The following is a 22,316-nucleotide window of genomic DNA, read 5'->3' on the forward strand; positions in this document are numbered from 1 at the left end:
GACGCGACATCAAGGCGTGATGTTCCGTTCATCGTGGGCGTTCGTGGAGTTTACGGCACCCCTACGTTACGAGCCATGCATTCAGTTCATAAATGTGTCGCAAAGGACGCTCCACATTTATTTCATTGACGGCTGTCGAGTGTGTCCGTTGGACGCACGGTATAAAAATAGAACGAAATAACCTCTTGTGTGAGCAAGCTCCCACCGAGGTATTCCGTTCTATTTTTGCATGGCTCGTAACTCTCAATTTACCATACTTTTAGTACACACGAATAATGCCGGAGATTTCCCTCACGACGGACATTCCCTCCATGATACGGATGGCATCATTAAAATGTCTCTCTTTTACGAGATCGGTGATGACCACGATCTCGGCAATTCCGTCGTGGCTGCGCTTCTGTACCATCTGGGCGATGCTGACATCGTTATTGCCAAGGACTCCGGCGATATTGGCCAGTGCTCCGGCACGGTTCTCCACCTGAAGCCGCAGGAAGAAACGGCTCTTTGTCTCCTCTACATCCAGTACAGGAAGCTTCTTGTGGCTGTCGCTGCCGATCTTGCCGCAGCTTCCATGGATAATATTGCGCATCACGTCGATGACATCTCCCAGTACCGCACTGGCAGTGGGCATCTGTCCGGCGCCCCGTCCCATGAACATGGCATCGTCACAAGCCTGACCATGAACAAATACGGCATTGAAGGAATCTCTGACTGTGGCAAGAGGATGGCTGTCCGGGATCAGTGTGGGATGTACTTTTACTTCAATTCCTTTACCGGTAAGCTTTGTAATACCAAGCAGTTTGATCACATAGCCGAATTCTTTTGCATACCGTATATCCTCCGCAGTGATCTTCGTGATACCTTCCGTATAAACCTGAGGAAACGTCACGCGGGAACTAAAAGCGATGGATGCCATAATGGCGATCTTGCGTCCCGCATCATAGCCTTCCACATCCGCTGTGGGATCTGCCTCCGCATACCCCAGTCTCATAGCCATATCCAGAGCTTCCTGATAGCCCATCCCTTCCTCAGACATTTTGGTCAAAATATAGTTGGTGGTACCATTGACGATTCCCATGATCTCCGTCAACTGACTTCCCGCCAGGCTCTGCCGCAAAGGGCGGATAATGGGAATGGCGCCTGCTACTGCCGCCTCGAACTGTAAGTCGCATTTATTCTCTGTAGCGATCTCGAATAACGGATCCCCGTACTCCGCCAGCAGATCCTTGTTGGCTGTGACCACCTGTTTTCCGGCCTTCATGGCTTCTTCAACATAAGTTCTGGCCGGTTCTATGCCACCCATGACTTCAATGACGATCTGGATTTCGGGGTCTTCCAGAATTTCCTGCCAGCTATCTGTGAACAGCTCCTGTGGGATTCCTTCTCTTAGCTTTCCGGGATTGCGCACCAGAATCTTTTTGATCTCCAGCTGTGCTCCTGTCTTCAGGCAGATATCCTCTTCCTGCATCCCTGCCAGCTTGTACACACCGCTTCCCACGGTTCCTGCTCCCAATAATGCTGCATATATCTTACGGTTCTCGCCCATGATTTCTCCTCTCATTGTGCCGTAACACCTGCCGATTTCTTCTATTTCCAAGTATCTTCCTGTATCTTTGCAGTTTTCAAAAATAACTATGTCTCATTATAACAAAAAACATTTATAACGCAACAAAAACCGTCCTTATCAGACGGTTTTGTTACATATTTTTCATATTGATACAGCTATTCTTATTCCAGTACGATTACCCCAGTGCCTTCTCCAATTCCTCAATCACGATCTTCAATGCTTTGATTCTGGCATATTTTTTATCTACGGATTCCAGTATGTGCCAGGGAGCATATTCCGTGCTGGTCTTCTGGAGCATTTCGTTCACAGCGTCTTCATACTGGTCCCATTTGTCACGGTTACGCCAGTCTTCGTCTGTGATCTTCCACTGCTTCTCCGGGGTGTTCTGCCGCTCTGTGAAGCGTTCCAGTTGGGTATCCTTGTCGATCTGTACCCAGAACTTGATGATCACCGCGCCCCACTGGGACAGTTCCTTCTCGAACTCATTGATCTCGTTATAAGCCCGCTGCCAGTCGTTGGTACTGCAGAAGCCTTCCAGCCGTTCTACCATGACGCGGCCGTACCAGGTACGGTCAAAAATGGCAATATGACCGGTCTTAGGAAGTCTCGTCCAGAATCGCCAGAGATAATGTCTCGCTTTCTCGTGTGGTTCAGGGCTAGCGATGGGGTGTACCTCGTAGCCTCTAGGATCCAGTGCTCCCGCGATCCGCTTGATATTGCCGCCCTTGCCTGCGGCATCCCAGCCTTCATAGGCGATGACTACCGGAATCTTTTTCCGATACAGGCGATAATGCAGAGCATTCAGCTTCTTCTGCAGATGACGCAGTTCTTTCTTGTATTCTTCCTCGGAGATTTCCTTGTCCAGTTCCACCTCGGACAGCTTCGGCATCTTCACCAGCGGGAATACATTCTGCAAAATGGGCACGGCGAGGCTCTCATTCTGCATAGCCACATGAATACCGCTGCATAATGTCTCCAGTACTTGCAATTCCGCCCACTTTTTGTCCCCGGAATCTATGATGTACCAGGGAGCTACGGAAGCGTTCGTATCTGTCAGGTATTTATCGAAGACTTCCTCACATTTGTCATAATGCTTGTTCTGCCACCAGTCGTTCTCGCCCACACGCCATGCGGTGTCCTTGTTGCCTTCCAGCTCCTCCAGACGCTTTTTCTGCTCCTTTTTACCAATCTGGAAAAAGAGCTTCAGCACCAGATAACCGTTGTCCGTCAGCTGTCGTTCGAAACGCTTTATGCTCTCAATACGCTCCGCATACTGCTTATCCGACAGTTCGCCCCGAAGTCTTCCCTTCGTCACCTCATCCATCCAGCCGGAATCCAGGAACTCGAACTTGCCGGCTTCCGGAATTTTTACAAAGTACCGATACAGGAAGGGCTTCCGCTTCTCTTCCTCCGTCGGTGCGGACATGGAAGCCACCTTGAAGAATCTTGGATCGATATTTTTAATAATTCCACCGATGGTACTGCCCTTGCCTGCCGCACCCCAGCCCTCGATCAGCACCAGCACCGGGAGCTTATGCTCCTTGATCTGCATCTGGAGTCTTAAAAGCTCCTCCTGCGCTGCATCCAGTCGTTTGTCCAATTCCTCTTTGTCCGGCTTTGCCGCCGGGATCCACTGTTTCAGCATCCTGTAACCACCCTTTCGCATAAATTATATGTTATTATCTGCATGTACCTGTCACTATATACATAAATCACTTTCCATGGTATCCTGCATTTTTCTCAACATATTCCTGTTCCAGTTCTTCTGCTAAATATTCATCACTCATACAGTGCATATCCGAAACACCTTCACGGATCAGCTGATAGACCTGGGAATGATAAAAGAATTCCAAAGCCGCATCCAGCGAAAGTCCCTGCTGTTTAGCAAAACATTCAATAACACGGCTATATTTTTTCTGAAGCAAAATCGGGTTCGCTGTCATAGCGTTTCACTCCCTTCAAAGCGCAACAGACTCAGTGCTTTCTCTGTGCGAAAACAAATTTGCAGGTTCGGTTTTTCATACCGCAGGCGGTTGATAGCTTCTGTTTTATCAATCAGCCCGTCAAAAAACAGCTCCACCGTATTAAACACCTTATCATTGGCAACACCACCCACAACAAGGTCATAATCTGTTGAATCTTTTCCGCTTCGGCAACTCAGAATGAAATCCAACCATTCTTCGGAATAGGAATCAAATTTCAGTGTTTTGAGTTCGTTTCCCCGGTTTTCATCATATCCATACCGGGAGATAACGCCGTCTTTCCCCCGACGTTTGAACTTTCCGCACCACTTCGCCGCCTGTTCATATAGCGGCGTGACATAGAAGCCACGCCCGAAATCTACATTGGAACGGGAATGAACCAGATCCGGCTTTGCAATCTCTAAAAAGGAACCATGATAGAGGATCATACTTCCACTCCCCTTTCTTTCATCACATCAAGGAGGTCATTAACGATATATTCCCGGCTCTGGGTATGCAACACTTCATATTCCGGCACGATATAACCGTTCAGAATGTCACTCTGTTCAGTAAATGCCTGATAGACACGTTCTGCATCCACGCCCAACTTTGCCGCTACATTTTCAATGCAGAATACAGCAAACTCCAGTTCACTGAAATTTTTGATTTTTTCATCCATCATCGCACGCTGGCTCTCCTTCCCTTATTTTACCCCTGCCTTATCTCATTCAAAATAATTATTAATATACGAATAGCTTATCATGAAATTATACTTTAAACAACCAAATACACCACAAATAAAACTTCATTTCTGCAATATCGTATTATGATATAAATGAAATATTATCTCATGTATAAGTATTATTTACCCATCCTGTCCTTGATATTATTGTAGATCTCCCGGGTCTGCGCATCATCTGCACCGTTTAGAATAACGGTGCTCCCCTCTACTTCCATGACTACATAAGTATCACAGTCGTTATGAGTATAGCGGATGTAATCTGCGTGGATTTCATCGCGAAAATGTCCCATGGAATATTTCAGGTTGCCAAAACCGTTCGTCCGGATTGTATTCGTGTCCCGGAACATATTCTCTTCGTAAGCAATGCTTTCGATAGCGTCATATTTCACTGTGTAATCCTGCCAGCCCTCCGCCTGAACAGTAAATTCATTTTCTCCGTAACAAATCTCGATTTTTCCCGTATATAACGTCCATACCGTAAATAGCACACACGCGAGCATTATAAACACATAGACCGCAACCACTTTATGGTTGTAGTGTACTGCCAGCCCTTTTCCGGTGCGCAACTTCTTTCTATAATAGAGATAAGAATACAGGATACTGCCAAAAGCTGCTGCCGTGATAGCGACAATAAACAGAAATAATGCAGCCATGCTGTCACTGAACAGTCCACAGCTCATACTCAACAGTCCTGCTGCCACCCATATTTTTCCACTGAAGCGGTGCGTGGCATTCCAGTTCTCCTCATCCTGCAATGCCCATACGACGCGGATGCCGATGGTGCGGTTCGGTTTCACCTTGGGCAGATAATTGCCCACAATAACAAATAGCAATCCCATTCCGACATACAAAATTGCCATGAGCAGATTCTCTTTCGTTACACCCATATCGATCCATCTGGCGATGCCGTTATAGAGCAATGTCATTCCCGGCACGATCCACGTAACCATTCTTATGACCTTGTCACTCTGCTGCCTGTTTCTGTTGTCGTAAAAAGTTACTGCAATTGCTATCACATAAGTCACTGCAAAAGTGCCGTTTACCCACAGACTGTTCTCACAGGTATATCCCAATATCATTCCCATGCACATAACAAATGCCGAGCAGATCAGCCTGCCTTTATTTTTCTGTATCATTTCCTTCATTATCCGATGCTCCTTTCAAATCTGTGATCCATAACATGATTTCTTCCAGCACGGAAGCATTCAGTTCATAATAAATAAACTTTCCTTCCCGCTTGTCCCGGATCAGATCTGCCTCCTTTAGCACCGACAAATGCCTCGATATGGAAGCCCCCGTCACCGGAAAATGTTCGCAGATCTCTCCTGCCGACAATCGACCGTTTTTCAGAAGATTTAGTATTTCACGCCTTATAGGATCAGCCAGCGCTTTCAATGTATCCTGTATTCCCAAAAATGAATCACATCCTTTCATTCGATCATTTAACATTTAACCTATTTGTTAAATATATTATATGATTCTCCTCATCTATTGTCAACGGATTTACAGATCAAGGTAGATGTAGTTTTCTGTGGATGGATAAAACCGTACTTAATTCATTGTGTACCTGAAAAATCCCTCCGTCTTATAACGAAGGGATCTCATTCTTCTCTATACTTCCGTTCCATCTTCCGGCAGGCCCCTTAAGAACACCACTGCCACCGGCAATGACAAAACCGCAGATAAAATATCGGACACCGGCTGTGACCACTGGATGCCCCGAATTCCCCAGAGCGCCGTCAGGATCAGCAGTGCCGGAATGTAGATGGTGCCACTTCGGAAGGAGGCTAAGATCGTCGCCCTGCCGCCCTTTCCGATGGACTGGAACAGCATGTTGCCGCAGATACATACCGGAATAAATGGCAGTGTCAGACACTGGATCTGCAACGCATAAAATGCGATCTCATAAGCGTCCATATCCGTAAGGAATTCCAACAGCAGCTCTCTGCGGAATACATACACCACGCCTGCGAACACTGCCATGGTCACCAGGCTGGCGCACAGGGTGAACCAGAACGCTTTCCTTACACGGGAATACTTCTTTGCCCCATAATTGAAAGAGGATACCGGCTGGAAGCCCTGACCGATACCCAGGGCCACACTGAATACGAAATTGAAAATACGGGATACCACGCTCATGGCAGCAATGGCAATATCTCCGTAGACTGCCGCCTGCGCATTCAGCACCATAGTGGACACGCTGGTCAGTCCCTGCCGCATCATACTGGGGAAGCCTGCTGTAAGAATGTTCTTATGTACGGCAAATTCCCAGGTAAAATATTTCGGTGCCAGGCTGCTCTGGGTCTTTCCACGCAGGAAAAAGAATAACAGGATTCCGAAGGATATGTACTGAGAGATCATAGTGGAAAGTGCCGCTCCCCGGATGCCAAGATTTAATCCCCACATAAGGATGGCATCTCCCGCCATATTTAAGATACCGCCTAAGACCAGTCCCACCATCGCAAGATTGGCATAGCCTTCATACCGGAGCACATTGTTCATCACACAGCTGGATGCCATTGCCGGTGCCGACACCAAAATATAGAAAGCATAGATTCTCGCATAGGGAAGGATGGTCTCCGTACTTCCAAGCAATCTGCACAATCCGTTCAGATCCACAATACCGATAATCGCAATCAACACTCCGGCTCCCACCGCCAGATAAAATCCCGTTGCGGAAAAAGCTTTCGCCCTCTCCTTTTCATGAGCTCCTAACAACCTGCTGATATTGCTCCCTGCGCCATGACCGAACATGAATCCGAAAGCCTGAATAATAGCCATCAGCCCAAACACCACGCCTACCGCTCCGGTGGCACTGGTGCCTAACTGGCTTACGAACCAGGTATCCACCATATTATACAGATTCGTGATCAGCATACTGATGGTAGTGGGCAGTCCCAGTTCCAGGATCAGCCGTGCTACCGGCTCCTCAGTGAGCCGTTTATACTGTTTTTCCTCTTTTGTCAAAGTCATATCATTCATGTTCCCTGACTCCTATAAGTGTCATCGCACATTTTTCCATGCGATTCTCTATCTGTTTATTTATACTATTATATGTTTCTTTCTCTCAATCCAACTACCGTATCTCCATACATGCTTCGGTGTAGCTACTGAGTTTTGACCTGAGCAGCAGTCTTGCCCTCATGCATAGCCTGATATGCGATTACTACATCGGAACAGAGATTTGCCGGGCGGATTCCGGACTTGCACCGGTTAGAAACGTGCGCTGCGGGTGCACCACAGTGAAAAATAGCGTCTGCCCTTCCGGACACGACGCTATTATAGATGATTCTCTTTGAAAATGTAAGTCCTTTCAGCTGTTTTTTTACTTAAATTTTATGTTCGGCATCACAGCTTCTCACTGAAATAGCTCTTATAGCCCTCCCCGAAGATCTCCGTGGCACTGGTGACGATCATAAATGCCAGGGGATCCTCTTCCTTTACGATCTCTTCCGCCTTGGGAGAAATGTTTTTCTTCATGGCGCACATGATGACGCTCTTCTCCTTGCCGCTGTAAGCACCACTGCCCTGTACATAAGTCACACCAATATCCAGCTCCTCCAACAATCTCCCTGCGATTTTTTCCGCATGGTCGCTGATAATATAGATCAGCTTCGCCTCATCACGGCCGTACAATACCACATCCAGCACCACTGATGTGATAATGACCACGATACCGGCATACAGTGCCTTGTCAACATTCCGGAATACAAACGCCGATGCTATGACAATAACCACATCTGTCAGGAAAAACAATGCTCCCGTCTTGAGGTACGGGAATTTCAAACGCAGTAATTTGATAATAATATCTGTTCCTCCCGTAGTGGATCCGGCCTTGAACACCCAGCCCATGGATACTGCCATCAGGGCACTTCCGGTCAGAGAGGCAAGCAATGGATCTGTGGTCACTGCTCCTACCGGTGTCAATAAGTTTGTAAATAATGAAGTCATTGCCGTACAATAGATCGTAGACAAAATAAATCGCAATCCAAATTTCCAGATACCGATCAGCAGGATCGGAATGTTGATGAGTAACATCCAGGTACCGGTCTCAATCCCGAACAGACGGTTTAAAATAATAGCGACACCGGTGATACCACCGGGTGCCAGGGAGTTCGGATCCAAAAACATGCTGACGGATACCGCATAGATGAAAGAAGCCACCGTGATCATTACATAATCCCGGAGCATCTGCAGGGGTGTCTTTTTATCCAGTCTCTGTATTTCCAGTTCTTTTTCAGTCTTTTTCGCCATATTTCTCTCCATTTCCACACATAAAAGCCGCATATCTATAATATGCGGCTTTTATCGGTGATACATTCACTTCTTTTCTAAGAAACTATGCAGCGACATCTGCATGACTCTGCACAATTATATATTTGCTCTGACTACCTTGGGCTGATAGCCTTCTTTTTCCAGGGCAGCAATGATCTCTTTCTTATGCTCGGTACCGAAAGCTTCCAGTGTGATACGCAGTTCCACGGCAGCACTACGGTTGATGGATACAAACTGGTTATGCTCCAGCTTGATAACATTACCGTTAACACCGGCAATGATACCGGATACTCTGCACAGCTCACCGGGCTTGTCGGGAAGCAATACGGATACAGTGAAGATACGGTCTCTTAAGATCAGGCCCTGCTGTACTACAGAGGACATGGTGATGACATCCATATTACCGCCGCTTAAGATAGATACAATACGCTTATCCTTCACATTTAACTGTTTTAAGGCTGCCACGGTCAGCAGTCCGGAATTCTCCACGATCATCTTGTGGTTCTCCACCATATCCAGGAAGGCTACTACCAGGTCCTCATCCTCCACGGTAATCACGTCGTCCAGATTCTTCTGTAAGTACGGGAAGATCTTACTTCCGGGAGTCTTAACCGCAGTACCGTCTGCAATGGTGTTGACCTTGGGCAGGGTGGTTACCTTGCCGTTCTTTAAGGATACCTGCATGCAGTTAGCTCCCGCAGGTTCTACACCGATGACCTTGATCTTCGGGTTCAACAGTTTTGCCAGTGTGGAGACACCGGTTGCCAGTCCGCCGCCACCAATAGGAACTAAAATGTAGTCTACCAGGGGAAGTTCCTTGAAGATCTCCATAGCAATGGTACCCTGACCGGTCGCCACAGTCAGATCATCAAACGGATGAATGAAGGTATAGCCATGTTCTTCTGCCAGTTCATATGCTTTTGCGCATGCCTCATCATAGACATCACCGTGCAGTACTACCTCTGCGCCGTACCCTCTGGTACGGTTTACCTTGATCAGAGGTGTGGTGGTGGGCATTACGATGGTGGCCTTGCTGCCGTAGCATTTCGCCGCATAAGCAACACCCTGGGCATGGTTGCCTGCGGAGGCAGTGATCAGTCCCTTGGCACGCTCTTCATCCGTCAGTGTGCTCATTTTGTAATAAGCGCCTCTTAACTTATAGGCTCCGGTAAACTGTAAGTTCTCAGGCTTTAAGTATACACGGTTTCCGGTCTGGGCGCTGAAATAATCACTGTATACCAGCTTGGTCTCTAACGTTACCTTTTTTACGATTTCACTTGCTTCTTCAAATTTCTCTAAAGTCAACATTTCTTCCTGCATTTTTCTTCCCATGCCTTTCTGTCACACTTTCCTTGGTCTGTCTGTTATTCCTCCTGCGTATCCGTCTGTTTCTCGTCCTCAGGCAGATGCAGTTCTCCGATATCCTCCATATTCACATCAAACAATGCGTTTACAAATTCCTCAGAATTGAACTTCTGGAGATCCTCGATGGTCTCTCCCACACCGATGTATTTTACCGGAACCTTCAGTTCGGACTGGATTGCCACTGCAATACCACCCTTCGCCGTTCCGTCCATCTTGGTCAGAATGATGCCCGTGAGGTCTGCCACCTCACCGAATTCTCTCGCCTGTACCAACGCATTCTGTCCGGTGGTACCATCCAGTACGATCAGGTTCTCTCTATGGGCATTCGGGAACTCCTTGTCAATGATACGGTTCATCTTGCGAAGTTCTTCCATCAGGTTCTTTTTATTATGCAGTCTTCCAGCAGTATCAATCAGAAGAACATCCACGCCTCTTGCTTTCGCTGCATTCACGGCATCAAACACCACACTGGCGGGATCCGCGCCCTCTTTTCCGCCGATCATGGGCACATCCGCTCTGGATGCCCATTCTGCCAGCTGATCTCCCGCTGCGGCACGAAAGGTATCCGCTGCGGCGATGAGGACTTTTCTGCCCTCATCCTTTAATTTACCTGCCAGCTTACCCACGGAAGTGGTCTTGCCCACACCGTTGACACCAATGACCATGATCACGGATTGTTCCTTCTCGAAATCATAGGCGGTCTCATCCACCTGCATCTGCTCCTTAATACTTTCGATCAGAAGCTGTTTGCATTCGGAAGGCTCCTTGATATGCTTTTCTTTTACCTGCTGCTTTAATCTCTCCACAATAGCGGTGGTGGCATTGACACCGATATCTCCCATAATGAGGATTTCTTCCAGTTCTTCGTAGAAATCATCATCAATGGCAGAAAAACCGCTGAAGACCGAATCGATTCCCCGGACAATGTTATCACGGGTCTTGGTCAGCCCTTCTTTCAGCCTCGCAAAAAAGCCTTTCTTTTCCTCACTCATCCCATTTCCTCCAATCAGCATTCTATCCAGAAAAACGCTTGCGTTTTTCTTGTATGAAACTTAGAACTTCTTCACGATTTTCATACTAATCGTCCAGGTCCTTGTCAATGAGGTTGACGCTGACTAAGGTAGATACGCCCTTCTCCTGCATGGTGATACCATACAGTCTATCCACCTGTTCCATAGTGCCACGTCTGTGGGTAATGACAATGAACTGGGTGTTCTTGGTCAGCTTATGTAAATATTTTGCAAAACGTCCTACATTGGAGTCATCCAGTGCGGCCTCGATCTCGTCTAACAGACAGAACGGAGACGGCTTCAGGTTCTGAATTGCGAACAGTAGGGAAATGGCGGATAACGCCTTCTCTCCACCGGAGAGCTGCATCATGTTCTGAAGCTTTTTTCCGGGGGGCTGTGCGATGATGCGGATGCCTGCCTCCAGAATATCCTCATCCTCCATCAGTTCCAGTGTTCCCTTACCACCACCGAAGAGTTCCTTGAATACCTTATCGAACTCTCGGCTGATCTCTGCGAATTTCTCCGTAAACTGTTTACGCATGGCGGTATCCAGTTCTTCGATGATGCCTTCCAGCGTCTTCTCCGCTTCCACCAGATCGTCATGCTGGGTCTTCATGAAAGTATAACGCTCCATCAGGTTCTTATAATCCTCAATGGCGTTGACATTGACATTGCCAAGCTTACGGATCTCGTCCTTCAGACCACTGATCTCACGTTTCATAGCGGGAAGATCATTCATCTCTTCGTTGCGGAGTCCTGCCGCATCGCTTAAGGTGATCTCATACTCATCCCACATGTAATTGATCTGACCTTCGATGCCGTCCTCCAGCTTTTTCTTCTGTTCGCCCAGACGATAGACTTCCTTATCCAGGGCATTCATACGCTCGGACATTTCTTCTCTGCTGCGGAAGAAATCTTTCTGTTTTGCAGACAGTTCTTCCTTTTTCGCAATGTCTTCGTCCAGCTTCTTCCTGGAAGCATCCTGATTCTCGTGAGAAGCCGCGATGGTCTTCTCAATCTCCAGGATGTTGTTCTTCTTGCGTTCCACTTCCTGCGCATTTTCCGTCAGAGCCTCTAATATCTCATTCAGTTCTGCCTGTGCACGTTCCAGCTCGCCGCCTATACGATCCACATTTGCCTGCTTGTAATCCAGCGCCTGACGCATCTTCTCGACTTTTACTTCCCATTCTCCTGCGTGGGCGGAAGCTTCGCTCTCTTCCAGTCTGCAGCTCTCCAATTCTTTCTGGAAGCCCAGGATCTGTTCCTGTGTCGTCTTCTCCAGTTCTTCGCTGGCAGCCAGTTCCTGCGTAATGGATTCCTTGCCGGAACGGATCTCGAAGATCCTGGTCTCGATCTCCTGCTCCTCCAGCTTCAGAGACTGTGCACTCTCTGCCTCTTCTTCCATGCGCTCACGCGCCTGGGAAATATTCAGTCTTGCGGTATTCTGTTCGATGGACTTGCGCTGCATCTCGGTCTTCAGTGCTTCCAGATCCATGCGAAGTTTATTTCTCTTACTCTTGGTGTCTTCGATCTTCTGATTATAGGTTTTGATATCCTCAGAGAGCTTTTTCACCTTTTTCTCCAGTTCGTCCATCTCACGACGTCTTCCCAGGAGATTACTGTTGTTTTTAAAAGCACCACCGCTGATGGCACCACCGGGAACTAAGAGCTCGCCTTCCAGGGTTACCATGCGGATGCCGTAATCGAATTTTCTCGCGATCTTCACGGCATTGTCCACATTGTCTACCACAACGATACGTCCCAGCATAGCCTTCGCCACATTGCGGTATTCTTCTTCTGTGCCTACCAGTTCGTCTGCCATGCCGATGACACCTTTTTCCTTAAGTGCCTCCGGATTCTTGAATTCCTGGGGCTTGGTAATACTGGTCAGAGGCAGGAATGTGGCTCTTCCGAGACGGTTCTGCTTTAAAAAGCCGATCATATGCTTAGCGGTCTCTTCGTTATCTGTTACGATATTCTGGATATTGCCGCCCAGCGCAGTCTCAATAGCGGTCTCGTACTTGGCTTCCACCTGGATAATGTCCGCTACGACACCGATGATGCCTTTTTCCTTCTCCTTCTGCTCCATGACCTTTTTGACGCTGCCGCCGTAACCGTCATAGCGCTCGGTAATATTGGTCAGGGCTTCTAACTTGGACTGTTCCTGATGAAAACGGTTCTGTGTCTCCCGCAGCTTCGCATCCAGTCCGGTGAGATTCTCTCGGATATTGCCAATCTCCAGTTCGGATGCCGCTTCCTGTTCCGTCATCTGACGCAGTTCCTCCGTCACGGTCTCAAAAGTCTCTTCCAGCTTCTTCACCGTTTCTTCTCTGGCTGCCTCATCGGATTTAGCACGTAACAGTCTGGAATTTAACTCTGCCTTCCGGATATTGATCTGCTCCATCATGGTATCGAAGCGACCCATCTTGGATTTAATGGTAGCTCTCTGGTTCAGTTCGCCAATAATGGTGTTTTTCCCAGCTTCGATATTATTGTTAAGCTCGGTGATCTTATTCTGAATGGCTTCCAGATCAGCCTTTGCTTTCGCCGCTGCTTCTGCAATCTCCTGTACCTGGGTGTCTGTATCCTTTTTATCGGTTAAGATATCCTGCTTTTCCTGCTCTTTGCCGGCGATCTCCTCTTCCAGGGCTGCCTTACGGTTGTTCAGATGGTTCTCACTGCCGTGGGCGGAATTGATCTGCTCCTTTAAGACATTGATCTCGCCTTCTAACTTACCGCGCATCAGACCGGTATCCGTCAGCTGTTCCCTGGCGGCTTCGATAGCGACATCCAGACTTTCAATCTCCTGCTGGATCCGTTCGTATTCTTCCTTGATACCCTCATATTTTTCACCGGTCTCACCAAGTTCCGTGCTTGCCAGATTGTATTTTTCTTCTGCGGAAGCAAGCTGTTCTCTCAGTCTCTTATTTTCCAATAAGAACACATTGATATCTAAGGATTTCAACTCTTCCTTTTTCCTCAGATAGACTTTTGCCACCTCGGACTGCTTCTCCAGAGGCCCTACCTGTTTTTCCAACTCCGATAAAATATCATTCACACGCACCAGATTCTGTTTCTCGTTCTCAAGCTTCGTCTGGGCCGCTGCTTTCCTGCGTTTAAACTTCACAATTCCGGCAGCCTCATCGAACAGTTCACGACGTTCCTCGGGCTTACCGCTTAAGATTTTGTCGATCTGGCCCTGTCCGATGATGGAATAGCCTTCCTTACCGATACCGGTATCATAGAACAGTTCGTTGACATCTTTTAATCTGCAGGGTGTACCGTTGATCAGATATTCACTTTCTCCGGAACGGTAGATCCGTCTCGCCACCGTGACTTCATCATAGTCGATTGCCAGCTGATGGTCGCTGTTGTCCAAAGTAATGGCAACATAAGCATAGCTCAACGGCTTTCTGGTCTCTGTTCCCGAGAAAATAACATCCTGCATACTGGCACCACGCAGCTGTTTGATGCGTTGTTCACCCAGTACCCATCGTACCGCATCCGCAACGTTACTTTTACCGCTACCGTTAGGTCCTACGATACCGGTAATTCCGTTGTGGAACTGAAATACAATCTTATTGGCAAATGATTTGAACCCGTGTATCTCAATACTTTTTAAATACATATCCTCTATCCCTCAATAGCAGAAGCGCCTCGTAAGCCGCCTGCTGTTCTGCCGCTTTTTTTGTTCTTCCCTGCCCACGGCCCAGGCATTCTCCCTCCATGTCGATCTCTACCACGAAGGTCTTGTCGTGTTCCGGCCCGCTCTCATCCAACAGCCGGTATTCGAACTCTTTTTTAAGTTTCCCCTGGATCAGTTCCTGGAGATTGCTCTTACTGTCGTAGAAGAGACGCTTGTCCTCTAAATCCGACAGAATGAAGCGGTCAATAAAAGCCTTGGCAGGCTGCATGCCACCATCCAGATAAATGGCACCGATCATGGCTTCCATACCGTCAGAGGTGATGCTGTCTCTGCGCCTGCCACCGGTATTCTCTTCGCCTTTTCCCAAAAGCATAAACTGTCCCAGCTCCAGGTCTCTGGCACAGAATGCCAGAGAAGGCTCGCACACCATGGAGGCGCGCATCTTGGTCAGCTCGCCCTCGGGAACATCAGGGTGTTCCCGAAATAAGAAGTCACTGGATACCAGCTCCAGTACGGCATCTCCTAAGAATTCGATACGCTCGTAGTTCTCTGTTTTGTTGATCTTTTGTTCATTGGTATAGGAGCTGTGGGTCAGAGCCTGCTTCAGCAATGCTTTGTTGCGAAAGCAATAGCCGATGCGCTGCTCCAGCACGTCCATTGTATAACCATCCAACATTTTCTTGTCCTCACAAATGCTAATAGTTCAAACCCAGTAGTCACAATCAAGATAAGAATAAGCAGACCGTAAGCAGACGTCGGTACCATAGCGTCCCAAGGGACGCATTGCGAGGGTATTATCCTCGCTTATGTACCGCTACGCTCTGCGACAGGAGCGCATCGTACTAAAGTACGAGCGTGTCGCGTTTCTTACCTTGATTGGGGCTACGGAAGTTCGACATCATCATATAAACCGAAAAACAGGAACAGTGCCTTGTGAGCAAGCTCTCGGTCACAGTTCCTGTTTTGTCTTTGCATGGCTCGTAGCTTTACTAGTTCTCTGCGTTCTTGATCATCTCCACAGCGTCTTCTACTGTAGTAACCTGCTCTGCGGTCTCAGCAGGGATCTCGATATCGAACTCTTCCTCAATGCCCATGATGATCTGGTATACATCGAGGGAATCAGCACCCAGGTCATCCTGGAATGTGGTCTCCATGGTGATCTCATCGGGATCTACGTTTAATACCTCAGCAATGATTTTCTTTAACTTTTCAAATTCCATAACTGTTCCTTCTTTCCCAAAATATTTCTCTTGATTAATTATTCTCTGCAGCCTTATCTTCCAGGCTGATCTGTTCTTTGATCTTCTCGTTGATCTTCTCTTCCTTAAAAGCAATACACTGCAAAATAGAATTCTTCACTTCCACTGCCTTGCTGCTTCCGTGAGTCTTCACTACCAGACCGTTCAGTCCGAGTAACGGAGCGCCACCGTACTGGGAAGTATCAAAACTCTTTAATGTAGTCTTGAGTGCCGGCTTCACAAGAAGTGCACCTATTTTACTGCGAAGCGTGGACATCATCCCCTGCTTCACCTGATGCAGAAGCGCGGAGCTTACGCCCTCATACATCTTCAGGATCACATTGCCCACAAATGCTTCACAGACAATGACATCTGCCGCACCTGCCGGAATGTCTCTTGCTTCCACACTGCCGATGAAATTGATCTCCGGGCAATTCTTAAGAAGCGGGAAGGTTTCTTTTACCAGAGCGTTGCCCTTCTCCTCCTCAGCGCCGATATTCACAATGCCGACTCGCGGGTTCTTTACTCCCATAACGCTTTCCATATAGACACTGCCCATTTTGGCAAACTGGACTAACATGGAAGGTCTCGCATCTACGTTGGCTCCACAGTCTAACAGAAGGCTTACGCCCTTCTCCGTAGGGATCAGGGGTGCCAAAGGAGGTCTCTCCACACCGCGGATACGACCTACGATCACCTGGCCGCCTACCAGTACCGCACCGGTACTTCCCGCAGATACAAATGCATCGCATTCGCCGTTCTTCACCATATACATGGCTTTGACAATGGAGGAATCCTTCTTCCGACGGATCGCCATGACCGGAGGTTCTGCCGTCTCAATGACTTCTTCAGCATGTACAACTTCCAGCTGCTCTGCATCATAGGTATATGCCTTTAATTCCTCACGGATCACAGGCTCCTTACCTACCAGGAATACTTTGACACGTTTGTCCGCATTGACAGCTTCTACTGCGCCCTTTACGATCTCAGTGGGAGCATTATCTCCTCCCATCGCATCTACAGCAACATTTACATATTCTGCCATTTCGTCGTTCCTTTACCTGTTTGTGTTTATCCGCTCATCATCAAACCGCTCCGTGGATCACACCAAACAGTTTGATGATGGCAGATTCATTCTTACTATACTAAAGGCGTATATAAAAAGCAAGTGATTTTTTTGTGAAAGCAAAAGGAGATTCCAACCGGAATCTCCTCTTTTCTTTTCACTTAATTTTGCTTCATTGATTTATCAATTAATCAACGCTTACGACCTGCTTCTTATTGTAAGAACCGCAAGCCTTGCAAACTCTGTGAGGCATCATCAGTGCACCACATTTGCTGCACTTTACCAATGTAGGAGCGCTCATTTTCCAGTTTGCTCTTCTCTTATCTCTTCTACCTTTGGAAGATTTATTCTTAGGACAAATAGACATCGTTACACCTCCTTATTCGCGTTGAAGATATCTTGGATTGCTGCCATACGAGGATCCGGTACGAAAGTATCGCAACCACATTCCTTCAGATTCCTGTTCTGACCACATACAGGGCAGATACCCTTGCAGTCTTCCTTACACAGGATCTTTGCCGGCCAATTCACCAGAATTTCATCGTACACAAAAGCCTCTACATCCAGCTGCCATCCATCCATAAAGCTCTGCTCGGTATCTTCTTCCTCACTTACTTCCGCTTCCGGAGAATAAACGATTCTGTCAAACTTAAGCTTCATTGCTGTAGGTACTTCAGTAAGGCACCTGTCACATTTCGTGTCAAAGGTAAGCTCTGCAGTGCCGGTTACTTTTGCCTTGTTCACACCGATGTTGGTAAAAGTAAGATGAATGGGTGTCTTCTCCGTAATAGAGAAATCTCCCTGGCGGCTCTTAAAGCTTGTCATCTCAAGCGGAATGGCAACAGTCTCTACCTTGCCTTCGGATGTTAATACATCAGATAAACTTACTAACATAGCGACTCCTATGCAATATGTTGCGTAGAAAACACAAGTCTCCTACGATGTGTTGATTCACACACTGACTTATTATACATAGGGTGCGTGTGTTTGTCAACAAAATTTTGTAGGATTTTCATACAATTTTTGCATTATTTGTCTGCCTACTTTTCCAGCCCATAACTACTGATCGTCCATCCCATCTCATCATATCCAAATGTCATAAACAGATAAGATAATGAGTCCTCCTGTACCGGCCGGAACTCTACTTCCACCGTACAGTTACCCTTGCTGTCCGTATCCACCCCGGAAAGTCCCTTGATGCCCATGATCTCAACTTCGCCTGTGTATTCCTCCTGAAAATATGTATTTGTGAAATCCTTTGCGATCCGGTACACAGCCATTCTGTCTGCTGTTCTCTCCACTTCATCCAGTATTTTCAGTTCGTCATCACCGCTCATAAGGCCGTATCTCAGATTTAAGAAATAATATATTTCTATGTCATCAGGCCGTTTTCCCTCTTCCGACCATTTCACATACTGCTCCGCCTGTTCATCGGAAACATCTTCCTGATTGGTAAATACGATCATGATGAGTGCCATGTCCGGTTCTATATCTTTCTTTTCGATAATATTCAGGGAACGAAAATACATTTCCGTATAGTCTTCCTCTGCAGTCCCGGCATCCACATCACCCCTAAGCATATAATAGGTACTTCCGTCGAATTCAACATAAGAAAGGCTCCATTTTTCATTAAAGAGTTCATTTGCCATCAATAATTGCGCCGGGTTCCCCTGTGTGGACTGCTCATAAAATTCCGTCAGCAGTTCTGCCCCGCTGCACTCCTCGAATTGATCACTTAACACATACACCGGATAGGCTTTCAGTTCTTCTATATTTAACGGAAGTTCAGACAGTTCCTGTAAGATCACCTGCGGATCTCTATTCCCCTTCAAATTTTCCAGGATGGTATCTGTCTGCACAAACGCTTCCGCTTCCTGCGTTGTCTCCTGCGTCTGTTCGGCTGTTTGTTCAATGGTAGTGGTACTTACCGTTTCATTTTCCTGCACAGTGCTTTTCCTCTCAGCTTCCTGCGTTTCTCCGCCGCAGGCTGTAAGAAATATACATACTAAAATCACTCCGGTCAGACTTTTCATCTGCCAATATTTTTTGCTTGTCTTCATATTAAAATCCCCCAACCTGTAATTATCATACTGCTGCATCAAATTTCCATGAACAAATGCACATGGGAATCAATTAAATTTTTCTTATTTCTTTTGCCAGACTAAACGGAATGATTTCTCCCGGTCTTGTCTCAGTATATGCCTTTTCCTTATGCATATACTCTACAATATCTTTTGCTCTGTAAGCACTAAACTTCATAATCACCTTGTCAAGAATGCTCTTTTCTCTGTCAGTCAATACGGAATAGACCATATTGACAGTCGGATAGATATGAAGCATGGTATCACAGCTATAGCTCATTTCTTCCTGAATATTCAGTTTCTCCAGATTCATCAAACTATAGCTTTCACTTTTCATTATATTTTTCTATCATTTCGTTTTTTAGGCCAACTAACGCATCCATTCCTTTCTGGGTTGTAGCAAAAAATTCATTTTCACAAACTTGATTATATTTTACATATGTGGATTCACCACCTGTTTCACAAATATTATTTTCATGCTCTTGATATGAAAATATTGGTGTGAATGCATTTTCCACATACACCTGATATACAGGAATCTTCTCTCCAAGACCATCTACCTGATTTTCGATAAAAACTAAATATTCTTCTCCCACTTCCATTATATTAACAAATCCTCTTTCGATGGAATATGGCTCTGAATATAAACTAAGTGACCAACGGCTGCAAGTAAGATATATATCTTGTCCCACCGCAGGCTCTGTTCCCTTATAAACATCTTCCACTTTGACCAGCTGCCTGCTTGTTCCTCCGATATGCTCCACATCTCCCAGTACGGATACCCGTATAATAACTGGGACCTGCGGTAAATTTACCGATAAATTCTCTGTCTCTTCAAGACATATATTTTCTGGAAGCTGTGCTACGTAAAGCTCATCTAAATATGACTTATCTTCTGCTATATTAGTATACGTTCTTTTTTCAAATATACCAAATACAGTTATAACTATAACAATTAATAAGATAAAGCATGAACCCCATTTGCATTTCACAGTTCTGTCCCCTTTCTTTCAATGCGGCCATCTGCAATTTTATATACCTGGTCTGCCAATATCTTCATATCATCCTGATTATGACTGGCTAAAAGAATTAAGGCTCCTCTTTCTTTTTCCTGTTCAATTAATTGTCTGATTTCCTTTATTCCTGCTTCATCCAGTCCGTTTGTAGGCTCATCCAGCATGATAACATCTGGCTTCTCCATGATGGCCTGTGCAATCACCAGTCTCTGCTTCATTCCCATTGAGTATTTACCAAATACCCTTTTATCAGCCGGGTCAAGTCCAACCCGTTGTATTGCTTCTTCTACTTCCCGCTTACCAATCACTCCCTTTAACTGCGCAAGATATAATAAGTTTTCCACTCCTGTCTTATTGGGATACAAGCCGGCATGCTCCAAAACAATCCCCTGACTTGGTAAAACAGCAAAGTCTTTGTGCAGTTCCTTATCATTCCAATAAATATTACCTGAATCAATCTTCATCAGACCCGATAATGCCCGAAACAACATGGTTTTTCCAGATCCATTTCTACCCCAAAATCCATATATATTTCCTGTTTCCATTTCCAGACTGATGTCATTGAGTATTGTCTTACCCTTTATTTTTTTATGAATATTGTTTGCAATTAATTTCATATCAAATTGTCTCCATTTCCATGTCCTCTGCCAGTAAATCCTTCTTCTGTATCAATAGTCCTCCCATCAATACAGTAACTATACAGAATAGAGCCGGAATCCATATCGAAGTAACTAAATTCAAAGAATATCGGCTGTTGGCTAACTCAACTTCTAACAATGTGCTGCGATGCCATCCTAAAACGGTATGTGCTACTGGATTCAACCACAAAAAAACATCTATGATGTCTTGTTTGATTTGCATTTTCGTCAATATATTTATGATACTGAGTGCTGCGGTACAAGTCATTTGCACAACCATAACCAATGTGAATGCAGCACTGCTTCCAATATTGATTGCAAGTAAATTAACTAACAGCACCAGAGTAAAATTCCATAACATAAAAATCAGAGCATGGCATCCTAATAAAATAAATCCACCTACGCTAAAAATCACCTGATATCGCAATACAGAAGCAATAGCGGTTGTGCTTAGAAATACCAGTTCAAATATGCATATTAAATTAATTAACTGTAACAGTTCCTTTCCATACCATTTCATTCGATTCGGGCACCGACTAAACACATAGATACTGGCTGTGCAGAAATGACCATACAACTTATTCCCAAAAACCAATATCATAATATAGTTTGGCATCATACGAAGCATAAATCCAATTAACTCCACTAAATTGCAACTCATGCTGAGTTCACCTCTGGATCCACTTAATTGTAATACCAGTTCTGATAGCGTTATTACTCCGTCAAACGGTCTGATAAAACCAAGCGATATGCAAATTCCGGAAAGTATTCCAATTAAAATTACTACTCTTTTTTCATGATGCATATTACCATTTATCCTTATTCCTTCCATAAAGGTAAAAACTGAGTATTGTTATTATTATAATTCCTACCCCCATCAGTGGAACGATAATGTTTTTAGGGGTATCATCAAAAAGAAGCAAATACTTATACCAGCTTAATGGACTCTTATTTCTATCCAGAATATTAAGATATGTAGTCGCATTCAATAGAACAAAAGTCGGTAAGATCAGCAACGTGCGATATTTAACCGTCAAAACAAATGAGATTGCTACAGGAAGCGTACCAAGGATTCCTGATACGACACCAAAAAATAGTGTTATAAGAATTGCATACAAACCAGGGGATGCTATATAGATTGCGCTGCCTATATAATTATGAACCATTGTGGCATAATCTGTATTGTAAATGCTTAAATTTGAGAAATCTCTTATTGCATTCATGGGAAAAGATAGCATATTCATTAGTATTTCCAGCATAAACGGAACCGTAAAGACTATTGTTGTTGTAAAAAAAGATGCCCACAATTTACTTTGTAAATAACGATTTTTCCCTAAACGATAAATCATATATACTTCTTCTTTTGTCTGCTGTTCTTTGGTATAAGAAAAACCAGCAGGTACAGCAACCAAGATAGGGTAAATCATCACAATTAATAATTGAATGTTTGCACTAAAATATACTTTATTCAGGCTGAGCGCTAATAACTTCATTGGCTGATACATTTGTGAAACATCAGTACCTCTAAATGTGAGAACATTCGTTATATAATTTCCCAGCACTACCGCTAGAAGTAATATAAATGTCAGACTTGCTTCTTTTTGTTTTAATAAAAAAATGGTTTGCTTCTTAATAGCTTTTATTAACATACAATTTCCCTCATATAACTTATCTTCCATCGTAAGAAACAGTTGCATATGCGGCTGCACTT

General features: G+C 45.5%; 23 protein-coding genes. All 23 read right to left on the reverse strand.

Translation table 11 applies throughout. The annotated features are described in order from the left end of the window. Positions 1-259: 259 nt before the first annotated feature. The 23 genes from ACTRDR_RS11640 to ACTRDR_RS11750 all read right to left on the reverse strand — a co-directional run bounded on the left by ACTRDR_RS11640 (position 260) and on the right by ACTRDR_RS11750 (position 22,254). Positions 260-1,546, reverse strand: a complete 1,287-nt coding sequence (locus ACTRDR_RS11640; RefSeq protein WP_440527722.1) for a homoserine dehydrogenase — start codon at positions 1,544-1,546, stop codon at positions 260-262. A gap of 196 nt (positions 1,547-1,742) precedes the next feature. Further along, the gene (gene pap / locus ACTRDR_RS11645; protein WP_118505308.1) at positions 1,743-3,212 is read right to left on the reverse strand and encodes a polyphosphate:AMP phosphotransferase; all 1,470 of its coding nucleotides are present in this window, start codon (positions 3,210-3,212) and stop codon (positions 1,743-1,745) included. 67 nt (positions 3,213-3,279) lie between these two features. After that, entirely contained in the window at positions 3,280-3,510 is a 231-nt protein-coding gene (locus ACTRDR_RS11650) for a DUF3791 domain-containing protein (protein ID WP_176865046.1), read from the reverse strand. Continuing rightward, positions 3,507-3,977 (reverse strand): DUF3990 domain-containing protein, encoded by a 471-nt coding sequence (locus tag ACTRDR_RS11655; RefSeq protein ID WP_440527689.1) that lies wholly within the window; start codon positions 3,975-3,977, stop codon positions 3,507-3,509. The genes ACTRDR_RS11650 and ACTRDR_RS11655 overlap by 4 nt, the downstream gene beginning before the upstream one ends. Further along, on the reverse strand, positions 3,974-4,210 hold the full coding sequence (locus ACTRDR_RS11660) for a DUF3791 domain-containing protein (protein ID WP_176865051.1): 237 nt from the start codon (positions 4,208-4,210) through the stop codon (positions 3,974-3,976). Before ACTRDR_RS11660 ends, ACTRDR_RS11655 begins: the two co-directional genes overlap by 4 nt. A gap of 179 nt (positions 4,211-4,389) precedes the next feature. Beyond that, positions 4,390-5,415: an SdpI family protein gene (locus ACTRDR_RS11665; protein ID WP_440527691.1), complete on the reverse strand. Its 1,026-nt coding sequence runs from the start codon at positions 5,413-5,415 to the stop codon at positions 4,390-4,392. Then, complete coding sequence (locus ACTRDR_RS11670) at positions 5,390-5,683, reverse strand: autorepressor SdpR family transcription factor (protein ID WP_022152934.1); 294 nt, start codon at positions 5,681-5,683, stop codon at positions 5,390-5,392. Before ACTRDR_RS11670 ends, ACTRDR_RS11665 begins: the two co-directional genes overlap by 26 nt. Before the next feature lie 198 nt (positions 5,684-5,881). Beyond that, on the reverse strand, positions 5,882-7,252 hold the full coding sequence (locus tag ACTRDR_RS11675) for an MATE family efflux transporter (RefSeq protein WP_440527693.1): 1,371 nt from the start codon (positions 7,250-7,252) through the stop codon (positions 5,882-5,884). A 366-nt stretch (positions 7,253-7,618) separates the two neighbouring features. Next, on the reverse strand, positions 7,619-8,524 hold the full coding sequence (locus ACTRDR_RS11680) for a YitT family protein (protein ID WP_440527695.1): 906 nt from the start codon (positions 8,522-8,524) through the stop codon (positions 7,619-7,621). 117 nt (positions 8,525-8,641) lie between these two features. Continuing rightward, the gene (ilvA, locus tag ACTRDR_RS11685; RefSeq protein ID WP_118550801.1) at positions 8,642-9,853 is read right to left on the reverse strand and encodes a threonine ammonia-lyase; all 1,212 of its coding nucleotides are present in this window, start codon (positions 9,851-9,853) and stop codon (positions 8,642-8,644) included. Positions 9,854-9,909: 56 nt separating this feature from the next. Further along, complete coding sequence (gene ftsY, locus ACTRDR_RS11690) at positions 9,910-10,902, reverse strand: signal recognition particle-docking protein FtsY (protein ID WP_176865059.1); 993 nt, start codon at positions 10,900-10,902, stop codon at positions 9,910-9,912. 85 nt (positions 10,903-10,987) lie between these two features. Continuing rightward, entirely contained in the window at positions 10,988-14,548 is a 3,561-nt protein-coding gene (smc, locus tag ACTRDR_RS11695) for a chromosome segregation protein SMC (protein ID WP_440527697.1), read from the reverse strand. Then, the gene (gene rnc, locus ACTRDR_RS11700; protein ID WP_440527699.1) at positions 14,529-15,242 is read right to left on the reverse strand and encodes a ribonuclease III; all 714 of its coding nucleotides are present in this window, start codon (positions 15,240-15,242) and stop codon (positions 14,529-14,531) included. The genes smc and rnc overlap by 20 nt, the downstream gene beginning before the upstream one ends. Positions 15,243-15,555: 313 nt before the next feature. Continuing rightward, a complete protein-coding gene (gene acpP / locus ACTRDR_RS11705) occupies positions 15,556-15,786 on the reverse strand; it encodes an acyl carrier protein (protein WP_176865063.1) in 231 nt (76 codons plus the stop codon). 34 nt (positions 15,787-15,820) lie between these two features. Then, positions 15,821-16,849, reverse strand: coding sequence for a phosphate acyltransferase PlsX (gene plsX, locus ACTRDR_RS11710; RefSeq protein WP_440527700.1), 1,029 nt, complete (start codon positions 16,847-16,849; stop codon positions 15,821-15,823). 208 nt (positions 16,850-17,057) lie between these two features. Beyond that, positions 17,058-17,237, reverse strand: a complete 180-nt coding sequence (gene rpmF, locus ACTRDR_RS11715) for a 50S ribosomal protein L32 (RefSeq protein ID WP_022154380.1) — start codon at positions 17,235-17,237, stop codon at positions 17,058-17,060. A gap of 2 nt (positions 17,238-17,239) precedes the next feature. Further along, complete coding sequence (locus ACTRDR_RS11720; RefSeq protein WP_227733349.1) at positions 17,240-17,764, reverse strand: YceD family protein; 525 nt, start codon at positions 17,762-17,764, stop codon at positions 17,240-17,242. 146 nt (positions 17,765-17,910) lie between these two features. Further along, positions 17,911-18,930 (reverse strand): hypothetical protein, encoded by a 1,020-nt coding sequence (locus tag ACTRDR_RS11725; RefSeq protein WP_440527702.1) that lies wholly within the window; start codon positions 18,928-18,930, stop codon positions 17,911-17,913. Positions 18,931-19,003: 73 nt separating this feature from the next. Then, the gene (locus ACTRDR_RS11730; protein WP_440527704.1) at positions 19,004-19,264 is read right to left on the reverse strand and encodes a type II toxin-antitoxin system antitoxin SocA domain-containing protein; all 261 of its coding nucleotides are present in this window, start codon (positions 19,262-19,264) and stop codon (positions 19,004-19,006) included. A 13-nt stretch (positions 19,265-19,277) separates the two neighbouring features. Then, a complete protein-coding gene (locus tag ACTRDR_RS11735; RefSeq protein ID WP_440527706.1) occupies positions 19,278-19,943 on the reverse strand; it encodes a hypothetical protein in 666 nt (221 codons plus the stop codon). Further along, positions 19,940-20,584 (reverse strand): ABC transporter ATP-binding protein, encoded by a 645-nt coding sequence (locus ACTRDR_RS11740; RefSeq protein WP_418630649.1) that lies wholly within the window; start codon positions 20,582-20,584, stop codon positions 19,940-19,942. Before ACTRDR_RS11740 ends, ACTRDR_RS11735 begins: the two co-directional genes overlap by 4 nt. A gap of 1 nt (position 20,585) precedes the next feature. Next, positions 20,586-21,410, reverse strand: a complete 825-nt coding sequence (locus tag ACTRDR_RS11745) for a hypothetical protein (protein ID WP_440527708.1) — start codon at positions 21,408-21,410, stop codon at positions 20,586-20,588. Position 21,411: 1 nt separating this feature from the next. After that, complete coding sequence (locus ACTRDR_RS11750) at positions 21,412-22,254, reverse strand: hypothetical protein (RefSeq protein WP_440527710.1); 843 nt, start codon at positions 22,252-22,254, stop codon at positions 21,412-21,414. Positions 22,255-22,316: the final 62 nt, after the last annotated feature.

Source organism: Simiaoa sp. (assembly GCF_051972595.1).
GTDB lineage: Bacteria > Bacillota > Clostridia > Lachnospirales > Lachnospiraceae > Acetatifactor > Acetatifactor hominis.